This window comes from Enterococcus sp. HMSC061C05, assembly GCF_001814765.1.
Taxonomy (GTDB): domain Bacteria; phylum Bacillota; class Bacilli; order Lactobacillales; family Enterococcaceae; genus Enterococcus_B; species Enterococcus_B lactis.
In genome coordinates this window covers 79,932-98,015 of sequence record NZ_KV817725.1, presented here as the reverse complement: position 1 = coordinate 98,015, position 18,084 = coordinate 79,932, and the positions used below count along the sequence as shown (strand labels likewise).

Genomic DNA, 18,084 nt, shown 5'->3' with positions numbered 1-18,084 from the left:
TTAGGTTGACTCCATTCTGTTTGAATCGTTCGGTATGCTTCATAAGGATCAGTTGCTTGCGTGATTGGTCGTCCCACAACGATGAAAGTTGAGCCAATCTCTCTTGCTTGAGAAGGTGTGACTACTCTTGTCTGATCTCCTGCGACTGTTCCTTCTGGTCTTATCCCTGGAGTTAAGCAAACAAATTCATCTCCCGCCGTTTCTTTGATCGCTTCTACTTCCCAAGCAGAAGAAACCACACCATCTAATCCTGCTTTTTTGGCACAGTTAGCGTAATGGATCACACTTTTTTCTAAAGGAACTTCGATTAGTTGATCTGCATGCATCTCCTCTTCACTTGTAGAGGTAAGTTGAGTGATAGCTAGAAGTAGCGGACGTTTCCCACCTTCTGGCGTTCCTTCTTCTAATCCACGCATTGCCGCCTCCATCATGCGAATACCGCCAGCTGCATGAACACATGTGACATCAACACCAAGCTTTGCCAGTCCCCGCATTGCTTTTTCGACCGTATTCGGAATATCGTGAAGTTTCAGATCTAAAAACACATCGTGACCAGCATCTTTTAGATAACGTACGATTTCAGGTCCTTCTTGGTAGAACAATTCCATTCCGATTTTCACAAACAATTTTTCTTCTTCTGGGAAAAAACGAAGAAAGTCTTCTACTTCTTGCCAAGTTGAAAAATCTAATGCAATGATTGGTCGTTGGTTTAGTTGGTTCATCGTTCACGTTCCTCTCTCACTTCTTTGATTAATCTTTCCAGTGACTCAATACCTAGTTCGCTCATTCGCACTGGGAGCTCTTTGATTAGTTTAGGACAGATATAGGGGTCGGTGAAATTCGCAGTCCCTATAGCTACAGCGCTTGCTCCAGCCATAAACATCTCAAGAACATCGTCCACTGTCTGCACGCCGCCCATCCCAATGATTGGAAGACTGGATATACTTGCCACTTGATGAATCAAACGGATAGCGACAGGCTTGATTGCTGGTCCGGATAGTCCACCTGTTTGATTGGCTAAAATCGGTTTTCTTGTCTTAAGGTCAATCCGCATACCAAGTAGTGTATTGATCATTGTAAATCCATCTGCCCCTCCAGCTTCGATTGCCTGAGCGATTGGAACGATGTCTGTCACATTGGGGGATAGTTTGACATAGACAGGAACAGAAGCAACTTTCTTTACTGCTTGTGTTAATTGAAAAGCAACATCAGGATCTGTTCCAAAAGCGATACCGCCATGCTTGACATTTGGACAGGAAATATTCAGCTCGATTGCTTTCACATTTGGCGCTTCGCCGATTTTGCTACAAACTTCTACATAGTCTTCTTCGCAAGCACCAGCGACATTTGCGATGATGGGTAACTCATTGTACTCCTCTAATTCTGGAAGAAGTTTATGCATAACAACGTCTAGACCAGGATTTTGTAACCCAATCGCATTCAACATGCCCGATGGTGTTTCCGCCACTCTCGGTGTAGGATTGCCAAAGCGAGCATTTGGAGTCGTTGCCTTGACCATGATCGAACCAAGCTGATTCAAATCATAGTATTTCCCGTATTCTTTGCCAAAACCGAAACAGCCGCTTGCCGGCATGATAGGATTTTTTAATTCTAGGCCAGGAAGTTTGACCGCTAAAGGATTCTCATTCATATAATTACCTCTCCTATTTTAAAAATCGGTCCTTCGTCACAAACTTTCACACTTTTTGTTCCTGTTTCATCTTCCGGCGTATGACAAACGCAAGCATAGCAAGCCCCTATCCCACATGCCATGCGGGATTCTAATGATAACTGGACATTTTGATGCGAAGAAAACAGCTGTTCCACTGTCTTCAATAACCCGTTGGAACCACATGCAAAAACAGCTGTAGGTTTCGTCTTCGTTCCTAACAATAAATTACCGACATTTCCGTGCATACCGTATGTTCCATCGTCAGTAGCGATTCTTGTTTCTCCTAGACAATTAAATTCTTTTTCATAATAAACGACTTCATGTGTGGCAAAACCTAAAAAGTGCGTTGGTTTGATCCCTTTTTTGACTAACTGCTTTGATAACTCATACAGGGGAGGGACACCGATTCCTCCACCGATTATAAATACTTCGTCTCCTGTATGAAGACCAGATAAATCAAAACCATTACCTAAAGGACCCATGACATCTAAATGGTCTCCGGCAGAAAGAGTAGAGAAGACGCTAGTCCCCTCACCTTCCACCCGATAGATAATACGGCAAGTATTTGTCTCGTGATCGATATGATTCAAGCTAATCGGTCGGCGTAGCAGCAAGTCTGCACGCGGCACGAGGATATGCAAGAACTGTCCTGGTTGCTGCATTTCTTTTACTAGATCACCTTTTAATGTCATTTCAAAAATCTTTGGTGCCAGCTGTTTTTGCTGAACGATTTCCATCATTTCTTGTTTCATCTGTCCCCTCCTGTAACGGATTTTCTTCTTTCGGTCTTAACATGTGTACACCGTTAAATAGGGTTGGTTGAAAATGCACGGGATTCCATCACTCGAACGATTGCATCTGCTGTGTCTAAAGAAGTAAACAACGGAATACCATGTTCAACTGCTTCTCTTCGGATAATGAAGCCGTCTTTAGAAGCATTTCCCCGATCTTTATCAATCGTATTGACAACCACTTGTGTTTTACCATCTCGTATCAAGTCAACTACATTTTTTTCTGCTGCTTCCTCAGAAATTTTCGCAACTGTTTCAACGACCAAACCATGTTTTTCGAAATAGGCAGCTGTATGTTTCGTTCCTATCAGACTATAGCCAATTTCTGTAAAACGTTTAGCTAACTCTAGTGCTTCTTCTTTTGTTTCATCCGCGATCGTAAACAATACGGCTCCATATTCAGGCAAGTGTAATCCAGAAGCTTCGAATGCCTTGTACAAAGCTTTGTCTAATTGTCTGTCAGACCCCATTACTTCTCCAGTCGATTTCATTTCAGGCCCTAAGTAAGTATCGACTTTCTGCAATTTAGTAAAAGAAAAGACGGGCGCTTTAACATGGACTTCTTTTGTTTCCTTATAAAGTCCGTTTTCATAACCAAGTGTCTTTAATTTCTCTCCCAAAATAGCTTTCGTCGCAATTTGTGCCATTGGAATTCCTGTCACCTTACTTAAGAATGGAACAGTCCGACTTGCTCGAGGATTGACTTCGATCACATAAACCTCATTTTCATGGATGACAAACTGGATATTCATCATCCCGACACAGTTCAAACCTAATGCTAAACGGATCGTGTAGTCTTCAATCGTTTTCTTGATCGATTCAGATAATGTTTGAGGTGGATACACAGCCATTGAATCCCCTGAATGGACACCGGCACGCTCAATATGCTCCATGATCCCTGGGATGAGTACTGTTTCACCGTCACAAATCGCATCCACTTCGCATTCACCACCAAGCAAATAGCGGTCCACTAGTACTGGATGTTCTGGAGAAGCTTTCACAGCATGCTCCATGTAGTCTTCTAAATCTCGCTGATTTTCAACGATTTCCATCGCACGCCCGCCTAATACATAGCTTGGACGAACAAGAACTGGATAACCAATTCTCGAAGCGATAACCACAGCTTCTTCTTTACTTGTAGCAGTATCCCCTAAAGGTTGAGGAATACCCAACTCTTTCAGCGCTTGCTCGAATAAATCACGATTTTCCGCACGATCCAAGTCTTCGATCGTTGTCCCTAAGATTTTTACACCAGCAGCAGTCAAAGGTTCGGCTAAGTTGATTGCTGTCTGACCACCGAATTGAACGATTACTCCTATCGGCTGTTCTAGCTCGATCACATTCATCACATCTTCGAAGGTCAATGGCTCAAAATATAATTTATCCGAAATAGAAAAGTCAGTAGAAACTGTTTCCGGATTGCTGTTCATGATGATTGCCTCGTATCCTGCCTGCTGGATTGCTTTGACAGAATGCACAGTCGCATAGTCAAATTCAACTCCTTGTCCGATACGGATAGGACCAGATCCCAGTACTAGAACTGAGGGCTTTTCTGATCGTGAACTTTCATTTTCATATTCATAGGAACTATAAAAATAAGGTGTTTTTGATTCGAATTCCGCTGCACAAGTGTCAACCATTTTATATACAGGAATCAAATCATTTTCTTTTCTCATCTGGCGAACGGTTTCTTCGCTTATTTCCCACAGCTCCGCCACTTTTTTGTCTGTAAAACCGTTTTGTTTCGCTGTTTTCAATATCCTGTCATCCAACGGCTGCTGTTTCAACTGCTGTTCGATTTCTACGATATGCAACAGTTTATCTAAAAAGAATAAATCGATTTTTGTCAAATCTGCCAATTCTTCTATGGTGTACCCTCTTCTAATAGCTTCAGCTACATAAAACAGACGATCATCTTGTGCTCGAACCACTTTTTGGATTAGGTCATCATCCGTGATGTCTGCCAAGTCAGGAAGTTCAATATGGTGTGTACCGATTTCTAAAGAACGCACAGCTTTCAATAAAGACTCTTCGATATTCCGACCGATAGCCATCACTTCACCAGTTGCTTTCATCTGCGTGCCTAAAAGCCGTTCTCCATTTTCAAACTTATCAAATGGCCAGCGAGGAATTTTAGCTACAACATAATCTAATGCAGGTTCAAATTCTGCAAAAGTCGTTCCTGTGACAGGATTTTTCATTTCGTCTAATGTTAATCCAAGCGCTATTTTAGCAGCTAGCTTAGCGATCGGATAGCCAGTCGCCTTACTTGCTAACGCCGATGAACGAGAAACACGCGGATTGACTTCAATCACATAATAATTAAAGCTATGTGGATCAAGAGCAAGTTGGACGTTACAGCCTCCTTCGATCTTAAGTGCTCGAATAATCGAAAGAGAAGCATCACGAAGCATTTGATATTCATGGTCAGACAATGTCTGGCTAGGAGCAAATACGATAGAATCACCTGTATGGATACCCACTGGGTCAAAATTTTCCATATTGCAGACAACGATTGCATTATCAGCCGAATCTCTCATCACTTCATATTCAATTTCTTTAAAACCCGCAATACTTCGTTCAATCAAACATTGGGTAGCTGGGGAAAGACTTAATCCATTTTCTGAGACTGTTCGTAATTCTTCTTCATTTTCACACATGCCTCCACCAGTCCCGCCTAAAGTAAAGGCTGGACGAACGATGACGGGATAGCCGATTTTATTTGCAAACGCTACAGCTTCTTCTACTGTATTGACGATTTCAGATTCGGGGATCGGCTGATTCAATTCTTTCATCAACTGTTTGAATAAATCACGGTCTTCTGCTTGATCGATCGCAGAAAGCTTCGTTCCTAGAAGTTCTATGTTCAATTCTTCTAAAATACCAGATGCTGCCAGCTCCATTGCCATATTGAGGCCTGTCTGTCCTCCTAAAGTTGGAAGGAGAGCATCTGGACGCTCTTTTCGAAGAATCCTTGATACAAATTCAAGTGTGATCGGTTCGATATATACTTGATCTGCCACTTCTTTGTCCGTCATGATCGTCGCAGGATTAGAATTTACTAAAACCACTTCATATCCTTCTTCTTTTAAGGCAAGACAAGCTTGTGTTCCTGCGTAGTCAAATTCTGCGGCTTGACCAATGATGATCGGACCAGATCCAATCACCATAATTTTCTTGATATCTGTACGTTTCGGCATCTGTTTACTGCTCCTTTCCTGCATCCATCATTTCCATAAATTCATCAAATAAATGTAGTGCATCATGCGGACCAGGGGCAGCATCTGGATGAAACTGCACACTGAAAGCGGGATAATCTCTGTGTTTGACTCCTTCTACTGTTCCGTCATTCACTTCTACATGGGTTACGATGAGTTTTTCTGGATCAATCGTGGCTTCATCGACTGCATAGCCATGATTTTGAGAAGTAAAATCAATTCTTCCGGTCGCTACTTCTCGGACTGGATGATTTAATCCTCGATGTCCGAATTTCATTTTATAGGTATCTGCACCGTTGGCTAAAGCAAATAACTGGTGGCCAAGGCAAATACCAAAAATCGGTACTTTTCCTTGGATTTTTTTGATCATTTCGATTGCTTCTGGCACATCTTTTGGATCACCAGGTCCATTCGTCAGCATGACTCCGTCTGGTGATAGCGCTAAAATCGTCTCGGCATCTGTGTTATAGGGAAGTACTGTGAGGTTACAGTTTCTTTTACTCAAGTCTCGTAAAATACTATGTTTCAAGCCGAAGTCAATGACGATGACTTTCCGCCCTGTTCCTGGACTGGGATAGGGTTTGTTAGTGGAGACTTGCTGCACTTGATTGGTTGCTAGAACGGTTGCTTTCAGCTGATCAAATGCATGTTCGAAGGAATCTCCAGCATCAACGATACTTGCTTTCATCGTTCCGACTTCACGGATTTTACGAGTAAGGGCGCGTGTATCGATGCCTGATATTCCAGGAATCCCTTTTTGTTTCAAAAATGAATCTAGCGTCATTTGGTTTCGCCAGTTTGAAGCTACACGCGCGTGCTCTTTTACTACTACTCCTTTGCATGTTGGAGAAATCGATTCATAATCATCTCTATTTACCCCATAATTGCCCACCATAGGATAGGTAAATGTAATGATTTGACCGTTGAAACTTTGATCGGTGATGGTTTCTTGATAACCAGTCATGCTTGTTGTAAAAACGATTTCTCCGAAGACATTTGCATCCGCGCCGAAAGCTTTTCCTTCGAAAACTGTTCCATCTTCTAATATAAGCAAACGTTCCATACTTTTATTCTCCCTTCTGCCACACAAGTTTTCCGTTGACAAAAGTCATTTGTGTTTCGCCTTTTACTTTCCAGCCGATAAAAGGTGTATTTTCCCCTTTTGATAAAAAGTCTTCTTTATCGATCGTGCAAGTTTTTGTAATATCAAAAATTGCTACATCAGCGGGTGCGCCGACTGTCAGCGTTCCTGCATTCAAACCAAAAATCTCAGCCGGTTTAACTGCCAACCAATTGATTACTTGTTCCAATGTGAATTGTCCAGTTTCTACAAAATGAGTGTAGATCAGTTGGAATGCTGTTTCGCTTCCTACGATGCCAAATGGTGATTTCATGAAGCTTTGGCTTTTTTCTTCTAATCCATGTGGGGCATGATCTGTAGCGATACAATCGATTGTGCCGTCAAGCAAACCTTCGATCAAGGCCTCCCTGTCCTCCCGTCCTCTTAGCGGTGGATTCATTTTCCAAAAGCCGAAATCTTCGGGAATATCTTCGTCGATCAAAATAAGATGATGGGGCGAAACTTCCGCTGTTACTTGGATTCCTGCTTTTTTTGCGTCTCTGATTACTCGGACACTCTCTTTAGTAGATACGTGGCACACATGGTAATGAACACCAGTTGCTTCAGCTAGCAACAGATCTCTAGCGATTTGAGAAGACTCGGTTACACTTAAGATTCCGGGAAGACCAAGTTCTTCTGCCTTCTTGCCAGCGTGCATAACACCGCCAAATAATAAAGATTCGTCTTCTGTATGGGCTACTAGTGCTTTATTGTTTTTCGCAGCTTCTTTCATAGCCAGATACATCGTTCCAGCCGTTTGGACACCTACACCGTCATTTGTGAAAGCAAAAGCACCTTCTTCAATCAGTGCTTCTTGATCAACTAATTTCTCACTTCGCAGATTTTCTGTGATTGGCGCATACTGTAATACCTTCACAACTGCGTCTTTTCTAATGATGTCATATACTTGTTTCAGCTTTTCTGCCGTATCAGGTACAGGATTTAAATTTGGCATCGCGCATACAGTAGTAAAACCACCACGTGCAGCTGAGCGAGTTCCAGCTTCGATCGTCTCCTTGTATGTAAATCCTGGCTCTCTCAAATGGACATGGACGTCCACTAAACCAGGTGTGATCAATTGTCCCTTTGCATCAAACACTTCATCAAATTCGGCTTCTGAGAATCCTGTACCGATTGCTTTGATTCGCCCATCTTCTATCCAAATTTCTGCTGGTGTCGTCATATTTTTTCGTGTATTGATCTGACCGTTTTTAATGAGTGTTTTCATTTTTTCATCCTCCTATAATTACGCTTTTCCATTTAGCACTGCTTCTAAGATTGCCATTCTGACAAAGACACCATTGCTCATTTGTTGAACGATTCGTGACTGTAATCCTTCCACTAATGAATCAGCTAATTCCACATCGCGGTTAACTGGTGCTGGGTGCATAATGATCGCATGTTTTTGCAGCTTCTTCGCACGTTCAACTGTTAAACCATATTCCTGATGGTAGCCTTCTTTTGAGAAGCTTTCTTTTCCATCATGGCGTTCGTGTTGCACTCGAAGCATCATCATGACATCAACTTGATCTAGCAGTTCGTCCAATGGCATATAATGTCCGTATACTTCGAACTCCTCATCGTACCATTCTCTAGGACCTGAGAAGAATACTTGTGCACCTAAGCGTTTTAACATCTGCATATTGGATTTCGCTACCCGAGAGTGAGTGATGTCTCCTACAATGGCAACTTTCAGTCCTTCAAAGTGTCCAAATTCTTCATAAATAGTCATCAAATCAAGCAAGCATTGGGTTGGATGCTGCCCGCTTCCGTCTCCCCCATTAATAATCGAGCACTGGATGGTTTTGCTTTGTATCAGTTCGTCATAATAGTTCTCATCACCATGACGGATGACCGCTACATCTACACCTAATGCAGACATCGTCAGTACTGTATCGTATAACGTTTCTCCTTTTTGGACAGAGCTTGTACTTGCTTCAAATTCAATCACTTCAAGCCCTAGTTTTTTCTCCGCTACGTCAAAACTTTTATGTGTGCGGGTACTATTTTCGAAAAAGAGGTTTGTAGCAAAGTACTGGCGCTTTTGCGGAGTCCAATTAGCCCCTTGCTTGAATTCTTGCCCTCTGCGAATCAAGCCCATAACTTCTTGGTCAGTAAGTGCCTCAACGGTCAATAAATGCTTTAAACTGATACGTTCTGATTTGATGATCATAATGTTTCCTCCTTAGTTTTCTTCGCTTCGTGAAGTTTCTGGTAAGATAAGATTTAAAATGATGCCAAGTACAGTTGCTAACGCCATTGCCGACAATGTAAATGTGCCTACTTCAAAGACAAGTCCGCCAATTCCTACTACTAGGATAACTGAAGCAATCAACAGATTTTTCTTTTTGTCAAAATCGATTTTGTTCTCGATCAAAATCTTCATTCCGCTTGCTGCAATGACGCCAAACAAGATAAAACTGATTCCTGAGATGACTGGTCCAGGGATACTTAAAATCAAAGCGCTTAATTTTCCTACGAATCCCAAAACGACTGCAAAAACTGCAGCTCCCCCAATCACAAACACGCTATGGACGCGTGTGATAGCCAGAACACCAATGTTTTCGCCGTAACTTGTTACAGGAGGTCCACCAACAAAGGCTGCTACGATTTGTGCTAAGCCATCACCTGTCAACGTCTTATGAAGACCCGGTTCTTCAAAGAAATTACGTTTAGTTAGTTTATTCAATACCATAAGATGGCCGATATGCTCTGTCATCGTCACAAAAGCGATGGGTGCCATTGTTGTAATTGCTCCAAGATATAGCTTTGGTTCATATTGTACAAATGGAATCTCAAAGTTAGGAACAGCAAACCAGGCAGCGTCTACGATTGGCTTAGTATCCACGATTCCAAACAGCAAGGCTACGATGTACCCGCTAATAATACCTAGTAAAATCGGAATCAATCCGAGAAAACCTCTTAGCCACATGTTGAAGAAGATGGTCAATCCTAATGTGATCAGTGCTACGGCAATATACTTGAAATCATATGTGCCTTGATTATACATAGCATTTGTTGCTGCATTTGCCGCAAGTCCCAACCCGATAACCATGATGACTGGGCCGACGACGATCGGAGGCAAGATTTTATCCAGCCATGCTGAACCGATCTTTTTGATGATCAGCGCAACAATCAAGTAGACTAATCCAGTTGTGACTGCTCCTTGTGCAATCGCTGGATAACCATCTGTTTTCATCAAAAGCTGCATCGCCGCAATGAAAGCGAAGCTGCTTCCTAAGTACGCCGGTATCTTTCCTTTAGTAGTAAATAAGTACACCAATGTCCCTAGTCCTGAACTGACTAGCGCGATACCTGGATCGATCCCTACTAAGATAGGTACTAACACGGTTGCTCCGAACATCGTGAACAAGTGTTGTAAACTTAATCCAACCCAATGTCCTGGGGTTGGGCGATCGTGGATATCTAACACCACGTCATCATTATGAAATCCTTTTTTCTCCGACATGTTTCTCTCTCCTCTAATCTTCCTCTTTCAAAATCATGATGCGATCTTGTCCATCAAGCTCTTGCATCTCTACTAAAATCTCTTCCGCCCGAGATGTTGGAATGTTCTTCCCAACATAATCTGCACGGATTGGCAATTCTCGATGCCCACGATCTACTAGGACTGCTAATGAAATTTTTCTTGGTCTGCCAAAATCCATTACTGCGTCCATTGCTGCTCGAATCGTTCGTCCTGTATACAAAACATCATCAATCAAAATAACTTCTTTTCCTTCTAAGGAAACTGGGATGTCAGAAGAATGAAGTTCCGGTTCTTCTGGATTTTCTTTTTTGTCATCTCGGTATAAAGTGATATCTAGTTCTCCCACAGGAATATCGATATCTTCTAGTTGCTTCAAACGTTCAGCGATTCTTGATGCAATGTAGATCCCTCGTGTTTTGATACCTACCAATACGATATCTTGGATACTATGGTTTCTCTCGATAATCTCATAAGTAATTCGAGTCAATGCTCGCTTCATCGTTACCTGATCTACTACTTCTTTTGCTTGCATTTTCATTCCCCCTACTTTTTTGCATAAAAAAACTCCTGCCCTAAGAGGACAGGAGGAATGTTTAGACTGAGCGTATACTGATACACTGATAGCTATACTATGTCAATGAGCAATTTACTTTATGGCGCACCATACGTATCCTTGCTCCCACCCTTCTTAGCCTCACGGGACTAAACTTAAAGGAATTCTATTAAGTTTTATGCTTTCGTTGTTAATTACTATACCGTTATCTAAATTAAAATGCAATGTTTTTTCTTAATTTTTCTAAAGTTTTTTCAAAAACTTCTGGAAGAGGTGCTTCAAAGACCATCTTTTCGTTTGTAGTCGGGTGTGTAAAACCTAGCATTTGCGCATGGAGAAACTGGCCATTGCCTTTCAAAGTTTTCTTCGGTCCATATACTGGATCTCCAGCTAACGGATAGCCGATATACTTCATATGCACGCGGATCTGATGTGTTCTTCCAGTTTCCAGTTTTAATTCAACCAAAGTAAAACCTTCAAAACGTTCCAACACAGTAAAATGCGTGACAGCCGGCTTCCCATCTTCTCTTATCGCCTGCATTTTTCGGTTTTCTTTCGAACGGCCGATTGGCGCATTGATCGTGCCTTTTTCGTGAGGAATCTCTCCATGGACTAAAGCAACATATTTACGTAAAGAAGTCTTATCTTTTAGTTGCTTAGCTAATGATTCGTGTGCCTGGTCATTTTTAGCAACCATCAGCAGACCTGAAGTATCTTTGTCGATTCGGTGGACGATACCTGGTCGGATAACCCCGTTGATCGTAGAAAGATCCTTGATATGATACATCAGCGCATTGACCATTGTGCCATGCGTATGACCTGCTGAAGGATGAACGACCATTCCTTGGGGTTTATTGATTACCGCGACATCTTCATCTTCGTAAACGATGGTCAACGGGATGTTCTCTGGGACAACATCTAATGTTTCTGGTTCAGGAATCAAGACAGTGATCTCGTCTCCTTGTTTTACTTTGTAATTTGCTTTGACTGGTTGTCCATTGACAGAAACCGCACGTTCTTTCAGCCACAATTGAATTTGCGAACGGCTGTAATCACTGAATAGATTAGTCAATACTTTATCGATCCTACCAGATTCATGGCGAATCGTTGTTTTAAGTTCGGTCATTTTTTTCTTTGATCCTTTTCATCTAAAATAATATAAATTAATATACAGATCACTCCACATACAAGTGTCACATCTGCTACATTGAAAATTGGAAAGTTCATAAAGTCTGTTTGAAACATGTCTACTACATAGCCAAGTCGGAGACGATCAATAAAGTTGCCAATCGCACCAGCTAGAATCAGGCTCAATCCAATCATGAACCAGCGATTACCTTTTTCACGATTTTTAATCATCAAAGTGAGAATCACAACGACTGCAATGAGTGTCACTATAGTAAAGAACCACATCTTCCCTTCTAGCATACTCCATGCGGCTCCAGTGTTTCGAATATGATTCAGTGACAAAATACCTGGTATAAGACTTTTCGTCTCTCCAAGCGCTAAATTATCAGTGATCCACCATTTGACCAGCTGATCCACTCCCACTAGCAGAGCGCTGAATATCCAATAAATAATTAACAAAAAATCAATCCTTTTCTATTTGTTTATAAATATCGCGAGGTCGTATGATCCCGAGCAGATTACCATCGGGATTCCCATCTTTAGTGATAAGTACGGCTTCCAAAGTTCCTTGCTCGCGAAACATCGCTTCAACCTCGTAAATATGTGTTTTAGCTGGAACAAAATGATAATTTGTGTACTTCCCATTTTGGATAATCAAATCCAATGCTCGTTTATTTGTTAAATCAACAGGACCTTTTTGGCTTTCTTTTGCTAGCCAAAATCCGATATTCCGTAAAGTAATCAATGCTACAAATTTTCCTTTATTATATAACGGAAACTGTGAATACCTTTTTTCTGCTACTATCTTTAATAGTTCAAGTAGCGGAAGATCTTGCTCAAAACCTGTCACACGTTTCGCAAATCGAGGTAGTACGGTTTCTGGGCGTATCAGTTCTTGTTCGATCAGCTGGATTCGCTTGACTGTCCAATCATTTGGTTCTGCAATGACAAAATCGACGGCGATTCGGTCATGGACGATTGCATTCCTTAACTGAGCAAGCTGTAAAAGATCATCTTCATATTTTCTGATCATCAATTGTTTTCTTTGAGCTAGGCGTCTGACAAGTTCGGTAAATCCCATGTTTCGTGCATTTCCCATCTCGTCTCTCATCCATTTTTCGATTCGATTGAAACTGATTAAAAAAAGATCAGAGTTTGCCATAATTTTCCTCCTTGATCAAATATGCCCGGTTTTTTATATAGAAAAAGAACGCAAATAACACGATAACTGCAAAAAAACTGAAAAATAGATTTTGTAGGAAAACGGCCCCCAATCCAGTTGCCAGAAATAAGAACGGGTAGATTTGAAGAATCAAACCATTCATTGTGATCACATAAACAGGCTTTGCTTCTTTCACTGTATAAACGGGGCTTTTTAGCCAATAAAAGGTGACCTGCATCGTAAAGGGCACTTCCAGATCAAGCGTTATCTTTTGTTCATGATTGAGAACACTGCGTTTTTCATTATTGATTCTTAATTGAATCGAGCTGCCCATACCGTAAAAACCGGTTTTTCTTATAAATGTCGTTTTCATCGTACCCTCCTATTATGCTTTAGTATAGCTCAAAATACAATAAAGAAAAAGAATGATCCTAGTGCAAACACAATTAATCTCTTGACACCTTCAAAAAAAGAAGCTGTAGTCAAAATACAGCTCCTCTTATGTTTAATGAAAGTCATTTAGTATACGGTAGATTATAATCAAGCTTAAAACAATCCCAATACTTCTCCGTCGTTTGTCACGTCCATATTTAATGCAGCAGGTTTTTTAGGCAAACCAGGCATCGTCATAACATCCCCAGTTAAGGCTACTAAAAATCCTGCCCCTAATTTTGGGATGATCTCTCGGATCGTGATGGTGAAATCTTCAGGTGCGCCTAGCAATGAAGGATCATCAGAGAATGAATATTGGGTTTTCGCCATACAAATCGGCAAATTATCCCATCCATTTTTCGTAAATTCTTCTATTTGTTTTTGCGCCTTTTTACTAAAAACAACACCATTTCCTCCGTAGATTTTCTTGACGATTGTTTCAGTCTTTTCTTGTATCGTTTCTTCTAGGCGATACAATGGCTTGTAATCAGCTTCTTTTCTATCAATCAATCGTACCACAGCTTCTGCTAAATCAACGCCACCTTCTGCTCCATTTGCCCATACACTTGCTCTTTTAGCAAGGATTCCCTGATCTTCGCACAAGTGCTCCAGCAGTGTAAGCTCACTATCTGTATCTGTTACGAATTCATTGATTGCAACGATCACAGGGAGTTGGTATTGTTCCATGTTACGTATATGACGTTTTAAATTTGCAAAACCTATTTTCAAAGCGTCAAGATTCTCATTTTTAAGTTCATCCTTTTTCATTCCACCATGCATTTTCAATGCGCGGATTGTTGCGACGATCACCACTGCATCCGGCGCTTTTTTCAAGTTAGGTACTTTGATATCTAAAAATTTCTCTCCGCCAAGATCTGCACCAAATCCTGCCTCTGTGACAACGTAATCTGCTAATCTCAATGCTGTCTTGGTAGCTAAAATACTATTACAGCCATGGGCGATATTAGCAAACGGTCCCCCGTGGACAAAAGCTGGTGTTCCGTAAATTGTTTGTACAAGATTCGGCTTGATTGCATCTTTCAGCAGTAATGCCAGAGCGCCTTCTGCTTTCAAGTCTCCAGCAGTCACAGGCTGACGGTCAAATGTATAGCCGACAACGATCCTTGCAAGACGAGCCTTTAAATCTTCAAGGTCTGCCGCAAGACACAAGATAGCCATGATTTCGCTGGCAACTGTGATATCAAACCCATCTTCTCTTGGGACACCTTGGATTGGCCCACCCAAGCCAACGATTACTTTACGCAGTTCACGATCATTGAGATCGACTACCCGTTTCCAAATCACTCGGCGGGCATCGATGTTCAATTCATTTCCTTGATGAATATGATTATCTAAAAGAGCAGATAATGCATTATTAGCTGTTGTGATAGCATGCATGTCACCAGTAAAATGCAAGTTGATATCTTCCATAGGCAATACCTGTGCATATCCTCCGCCTGCAGCACCACCTTTGATTCCCATCACAGGACCAAGTGAGGGTTCTCGCAGTGCAATAACAGATTTTTTATTGATTTTATTGAGCGCGTCTCCTAACCCTACAGTGATCGTTGACTTTCCTTCGCCAGCTGGTGTTGGATTGATGGAAGTAACTAAGATCAAATGCCCTTCAGCGTTATCCTTTGATCGATTGATTCCAGAAAAATTGATTTTCGCCTTATATTTCCCATACAGTTCCAAATCGTCTTCCTTAAGATCTAATTTACTAGCTACTTCAATAATCGGTTCTAGCTCTGTTTCTTGTGAAATTTGCAGATCACTCTTCATTTGATTACCCCTTTTCACGAACTTTATTCAACAAAACATCTTCTTTGTTAAGATATGCCAATTATACCTTTTTTTATTCAGAAAAAAAACATTAAATTACAGGTTTTTAATTTATTTGACGTACTTATAAATACTCTTTATAATGAAGGCTATGATCAGACTTTAGAAAGGTCGTGAGTGCTTTGACCACAGGAATTGTAAAATGGTTTGACAACAAAAAAGGATACGGCTTTATCAGTTATGATGACACAGAAGAAATTTTTGTACATTTTACTGCGATTGAAGAAGAGGGATTCAAAACTTTGGAAGAAAATCAAGTGGTCGAATTTGAGATCATCGAGGGGAATCGAGGAACACAAGCTGCCCATGTCAAGAAAGGCAGTGTTCAGACTTCCGAATCCAGTATACATTGATTTAGATAATCAAATAGAGTGAGACGCTTAACGGGTTGATCCGTACGTCTCACTCTTTTCTTTTCCTACAAAGATTCATTTCTTCAGGGCCTATTTTTTAAAATTAACTTTTTCTATTTTTCGTATATGGGATATTATTTCTTTGCTGTTGAGAAGATGGTCCTACTTTAGGCCCGTTTTTTTCAAGATGATCAAAAAGAACCACTTGATCTTTTTTTCGCATCATAAAAACAGATGGGTCTTCCTCATTTTGCAATGTCATTTGTACTCCTGTATTAGTCGGTGTCAAAGACCGAATCTGACCGACAGTTATTTCCCGATCTTTCCAAAAAGCAGCATAGCGTATGATGACCGAGTTGGATTTTAAAATAAAAGAACGCCGCCATCCTAGAAATAGAAAAACAAGAAAAACACCTAAAACAACATTGCTTTTCCAATAAGGACCCGTGTTTTCTAAAGAAAGAATCAGACTAAAAAACAGAATGATCAAGGTCAATGACCAATAGATGATCGTATGTGCCAGTTCAGGCTGCCATCGAATATTTTTTTTCATTCTCTAACCTCTCACCGATTCAGTAATGATATAATCTTACCATAACATTAATTTGAACAAAAAGGAGAATCTCTTTTTATGTTAAAAGTATACATTGATGCCTCTACAAAAGGCAACCCTGGACCTAGCGGGGGAGGGATCTTGATTGTCTATCAAGGTAAACAAGAACAGCTATCTATTCCCCTTTCCGTAGGGACAAACCATCAAGCAGAGTTCGAAGTCTTTTTAAAAACTTTAGAATTTCTAAAGAATAAAGATTTACAGAATGAAACGATTTTCTGTTTTTCAGACAGCAAAACACTGGTTTCTACAGTCGATAAAAACACAACGAAAAACGAGCTTTTCCTTCCCTATCTCCAAAAAATCAAAGAACTTCTGCCCGACTTTTCCTTGTTGATCCTACAATGGTTGCCCGAAAACAAAAACAAAGGGGCAGATAACCTCGCACGACAAGCCCTACAAAAACAATTAAAAGAAAGATAGACTCTTTGAAGAAAAAAACTTTAAAGAGTCTTTTTAGTATCTTATCTTTAATACAAAAGATAATTGTGATCAAACGTGATTTCCAAATGATAATCTCCGATTTTCTCTTCTATTTGAATACGTAAAATTCTTTCGAGTTCTGTATCATCAAATTGGAATTTTTCAGGAACAACTACATCAAACTGCAGCGTTTTCCCTTGATGGATGACTCTAAAATCATGTATATCGAGCCCTCTACCTGTTTCAAGAAGGATTTGCTTTAATTGATGCAAGATATTATAGTATTTTTCGTTATCAACAGGCATTGGGTCCAAGTGACAGACGAGTTCCACATCCAAAGACTTTTTAAAGTCTTTTTCTATCAAGTCAATAATCTTATGTGCTTCATTCAAGTTCATTGATTCATTTACTTCGATGTGGACTGATGCAAAGCGTTTATTGGGTCCATAGTTATGCACCAACAAATCATGATAGCCAAGTATATCGTTGCAAGCATTCAAGTGCTCTTCCATTTCTTCAATCTCTGCTGACGTTGGGCGACTACCTAATAGCTCATATACAAAATTCCGAAGCATCGTCAATCCACTATAAAGGATATATAATGCTAAAGCAAAACCGATATATCCATCGATACGCCATCCAGTTACCCATTCGATTGCTGCTGAAAGCAATACAGCCAGTGTAGTAAAGACATCATTATAACTATCTGTTGCTGTAGCTCTCAATGTTTCAGAATCAATGGATCGTGCAATAACCTGGTACATTTTTCCTTGTGCAAATTTCAAAAAGATGGAAATGATTAGGACAAAAAAGACGATGGGTGCTAAAGAGACATTTTCTGGATGGATGATTTTTTCAACAGATGACTCTAAAAATTGAAATCCTACATAAGTAATGATGATTGAAACAAATAACCCACTGATATATTCGAAACGTTCATGTCCATAAGGATGTTCCTGATCCGCTGGCTTTGCAGCAATTTTAAATCCAATCAAAGTCAATATGGATGAAGCAGTGTCTGATAGACTATTCACTGCATCAGCCATAATGGAGACACTCCCTGAAAAAAGCCCGATCATTAGCTTAGAGACAAACAAGATCAGATTCGTAACCAATCCTAATATGCCAGCTAATACTCCTTTTTTTGTCCGCTGTTGCGGTATTTGTTTCTTTTTTTCTTCTTGTTTCTTAACCAAGTTTTTTACCCCTTCTAGTTTGCTTGTTGCTCAGGTAAAAAGATGGAGAGGACAATTCCTCTCTTCCTTTTTCTATCTATCATGCGTC

General features: G+C 40.6%; 17 protein-coding genes and 1 pseudogene. 2 read left to right on the top strand and 16 right to left on the bottom strand.

From position 1 onward, the window contains the following. Nucleotides 1–8: 8 nt before the first annotated feature. From pyrF to HMPREF2988_RS01840, 14 genes and pseudogenes are all read right to left on the bottom strand, one after another. Nucleotides 9–722, bottom strand: a pseudogene (pyrF, locus tag HMPREF2988_RS13820) (orotidine-5'-phosphate decarboxylase); the annotation flags it as partial. Continuing rightward, nucleotides 719–1,651: a dihydroorotate dehydrogenase gene (locus tag HMPREF2988_RS01900; RefSeq protein WP_070769890.1), complete on the bottom strand. Its 933-nt coding sequence runs from the start codon at nt 1,649–1,651 to the stop codon at nt 719–721. The pseudogene pyrF and the gene HMPREF2988_RS01900, both read right to left, overlap by 4 nt. Further along, nucleotides 1,648–2,424 carry a dihydroorotate dehydrogenase electron transfer subunit gene (locus HMPREF2988_RS01895; protein WP_070769889.1) on the bottom strand — a complete coding sequence of 259 codons (777 nt, stop codon included), beginning with the start codon at nt 2,422–2,424 and terminating at the stop codon, nt 1,648–1,650. The genes HMPREF2988_RS01900 and HMPREF2988_RS01895 overlap by 4 nt, the downstream gene beginning before the upstream one ends. A 53-nt stretch (nt 2,425–2,477) precedes the next feature. Next, entirely contained in the window at nt 2,478–5,663 is a 3,186-nt protein-coding gene (gene carB, locus HMPREF2988_RS01890; RefSeq protein ID WP_070769888.1) for a carbamoyl-phosphate synthase large subunit, read from the bottom strand. A gap of 4 nt (nt 5,664–5,667) precedes the next feature. Next, nucleotides 5,668–6,744, bottom strand: coding sequence for a carbamoyl phosphate synthase small subunit (locus tag HMPREF2988_RS01885; RefSeq protein WP_070769887.1), 1,077 nt, complete (start codon nt 6,742–6,744; stop codon nt 5,668–5,670). 4 nt (nt 6,745–6,748) lie between these two features. Next, nucleotides 6,749–8,029 carry a dihydroorotase gene (locus tag HMPREF2988_RS01880; RefSeq protein ID WP_002335695.1) on the bottom strand — a complete coding sequence of 427 codons (1,281 nt, stop codon included), beginning with the start codon at nt 8,027–8,029 and terminating at the stop codon, nt 6,749–6,751. Nucleotides 8,030–8,047: 18 nt separating this feature from the next. Further along, on the bottom strand, nt 8,048–8,974 hold the full coding sequence (locus HMPREF2988_RS01875) for an aspartate carbamoyltransferase catalytic subunit (RefSeq protein WP_002335694.1): 927 nt from the start codon (nt 8,972–8,974) through the stop codon (nt 8,048–8,050). A 12-nt stretch (nt 8,975–8,986) separates the two neighbouring features. After that, complete coding sequence (locus HMPREF2988_RS01870; protein WP_002315063.1) at nt 8,987–10,270, bottom strand: solute carrier family 23 protein; 1,284 nt, start codon at nt 10,268–10,270, stop codon at nt 8,987–8,989. A gap of 13 nt (nt 10,271–10,283) precedes the next feature. Further along, a complete protein-coding gene (gene pyrR, locus HMPREF2988_RS01865; RefSeq protein ID WP_002295862.1) occupies nt 10,284–10,823 on the bottom strand; it encodes a bifunctional pyr operon transcriptional regulator/uracil phosphoribosyltransferase PyrR in 540 nt (179 codons plus the stop codon). Between the two features lie 235 nt (nt 10,824–11,058). Continuing rightward, nucleotides 11,059–11,970, bottom strand: a complete 912-nt coding sequence (locus HMPREF2988_RS01860) for an RluA family pseudouridine synthase (RefSeq protein WP_002315064.1) — start codon at nt 11,968–11,970, stop codon at nt 11,059–11,061. Then, a complete protein-coding gene (gene lspA / locus HMPREF2988_RS01855) occupies nt 11,967–12,431 on the bottom strand; it encodes a signal peptidase II (RefSeq protein ID WP_002309326.1) in 465 nt (154 codons plus the stop codon). Before lspA ends, HMPREF2988_RS01860 begins: the two co-directional genes overlap by 4 nt. 4 nt (nt 12,432–12,435) lie before the next feature. After that, on the bottom strand, nt 12,436–13,134 hold the full coding sequence (locus HMPREF2988_RS01850) for a CBS domain-containing protein (RefSeq protein ID WP_002309327.1): 699 nt from the start codon (nt 13,132–13,134) through the stop codon (nt 12,436–12,438). After that, nucleotides 13,121–13,507, bottom strand: a complete 387-nt coding sequence (locus HMPREF2988_RS01845; RefSeq protein WP_002315065.1) for a hypothetical protein — start codon at nt 13,505–13,507, stop codon at nt 13,121–13,123. Before HMPREF2988_RS01845 ends, HMPREF2988_RS01850 begins: the two co-directional genes overlap by 14 nt. 173 nt (nt 13,508–13,680) lie before the next feature. Continuing rightward, nucleotides 13,681–15,351 (bottom strand): formate--tetrahydrofolate ligase, encoded by a 1,671-nt coding sequence (locus HMPREF2988_RS01840; RefSeq protein WP_070769886.1) that lies wholly within the window; start codon nt 15,349–15,351, stop codon nt 13,681–13,683. 182 nt (nt 15,352–15,533) lie between these two features. Here HMPREF2988_RS01840 and HMPREF2988_RS01835 point away from each other — a divergent pair, with 182 nt between their 5' ends. Further along, the gene (locus HMPREF2988_RS01835; protein WP_002315067.1) at nt 15,534–15,764 is read left to right on the top strand and encodes a cold-shock protein; all 231 of its coding nucleotides are present in this window, start codon (nt 15,534–15,536) and stop codon (nt 15,762–15,764) included. Between the two features lie 103 nt (nt 15,765–15,867). On the opposite strand, the gene HMPREF2988_RS01830 is transcribed toward HMPREF2988_RS01835, so the two are convergent. Further along, nucleotides 15,868–16,317, bottom strand: coding sequence for an EbsA family protein (locus HMPREF2988_RS01830; RefSeq protein WP_070769885.1), 450 nt, complete (start codon nt 16,315–16,317; stop codon nt 15,868–15,870). A 78-nt stretch (nt 16,318–16,395) separates the two neighbouring features. On the opposite strand from HMPREF2988_RS01830, the gene HMPREF2988_RS01825 reads away from it, so the two are divergent. Beyond that, complete coding sequence (locus tag HMPREF2988_RS01825; protein WP_002315069.1) at nt 16,396–16,800, top strand: ribonuclease HI family protein; 405 nt, start codon at nt 16,396–16,398, stop codon at nt 16,798–16,800. A gap of 47 nt (nt 16,801–16,847) precedes the next feature. On the opposite strand, the gene HMPREF2988_RS01820 is transcribed toward HMPREF2988_RS01825, so the two are convergent. Beyond that, the gene (locus tag HMPREF2988_RS01820) at nt 16,848–17,996 is read right to left on the bottom strand and encodes a cation diffusion facilitator family transporter (RefSeq protein WP_002342634.1); all 1,149 of its coding nucleotides are present in this window, start codon (nt 17,994–17,996) and stop codon (nt 16,848–16,850) included. Nucleotides 17,997–18,084: the final 88 nt, after the last annotated feature.

Bases quoted from the DNA above. Each gene is read 5' to 3' on its own strand.
- carB (WP_070769888.1), bottom strand. From the start codon at position 5,663: ATGCCGAAACGTACAGATATCAAGAAAATTATGGTGATTGGATCTGGT.
- HMPREF2988_RS01875 (WP_002335694.1), bottom strand. From the start codon at position 8,974: ATGATCATCAAATCAGAACGTATCAGTTTAAAGCATTTATTGACCGTT.
- HMPREF2988_RS01860 (WP_002315064.1), bottom strand. From the start codon at position 11,970: ATGACCGAACTTAAAACAACGATTCGCCATGAATCTGGTAGGATCGAT.
- HMPREF2988_RS01895 (WP_070769889.1), bottom strand. From the start codon at position 2,424: ATGAAACAAGAAATGATGGAAATCGTTCAGCAAAAACAGCTGGCACCA.
- HMPREF2988_RS01845 (WP_002315065.1), bottom strand. From the start codon at position 13,507: ATGAAAACGACATTTATAAGAAAAACCGGTTTTTACGGTATGGGCAGC.
- pyrR (WP_002295862.1), bottom strand. From the start codon at position 10,823: ATGCAAGCAAAAGAAGTAGTAGATCAGGTAACGATGAAGCGAGCATTG.
- HMPREF2988_RS01830 (WP_070769885.1), bottom strand. From the start codon at position 16,317: ATGAAAAAAAATATTCGATGGCAGCCTGAACTGGCACATACGATCATC.
- HMPREF2988_RS01840 (WP_070769886.1), bottom strand. From the start codon at position 15,351: ATGAAGAGTGATCTGCAAATTTCACAAGAAACAGAGCTAGAACCGATT.
- HMPREF2988_RS01870 (WP_002315063.1), bottom strand. From the start codon at position 10,270: ATGTCGGAGAAAAAAGGATTTCATAATGATGACGTGGTGTTAGATATC.
- HMPREF2988_RS01850 (WP_002309327.1), bottom strand. From the start codon at position 13,134: ATGGCAAACTCTGATCTTTTTTTAATCAGTTTCAATCGAATCGAAAAA.
- HMPREF2988_RS01885 (WP_070769887.1), bottom strand. From the start codon at position 6,744: ATGGAACGTTTGCTTATATTAGAAGATGGAACAGTTTTCGAAGGAAAA.
- HMPREF2988_RS01900 (WP_070769890.1), bottom strand. From the start codon at position 1,651: ATGAATGAGAATCCTTTAGCGGTCAAACTTCCTGGCCTAGAATTAAAA.
- HMPREF2988_RS01825 (WP_002315069.1), top strand. From the start codon at position 16,396: ATGTTAAAAGTATACATTGATGCCTCTACAAAAGGCAACCCTGGACCT.
- HMPREF2988_RS01880 (WP_002335695.1), bottom strand. From the start codon at position 8,029: ATGAAAACACTCATTAAAAACGGTCAGATCAATACACGAAAAAATATG.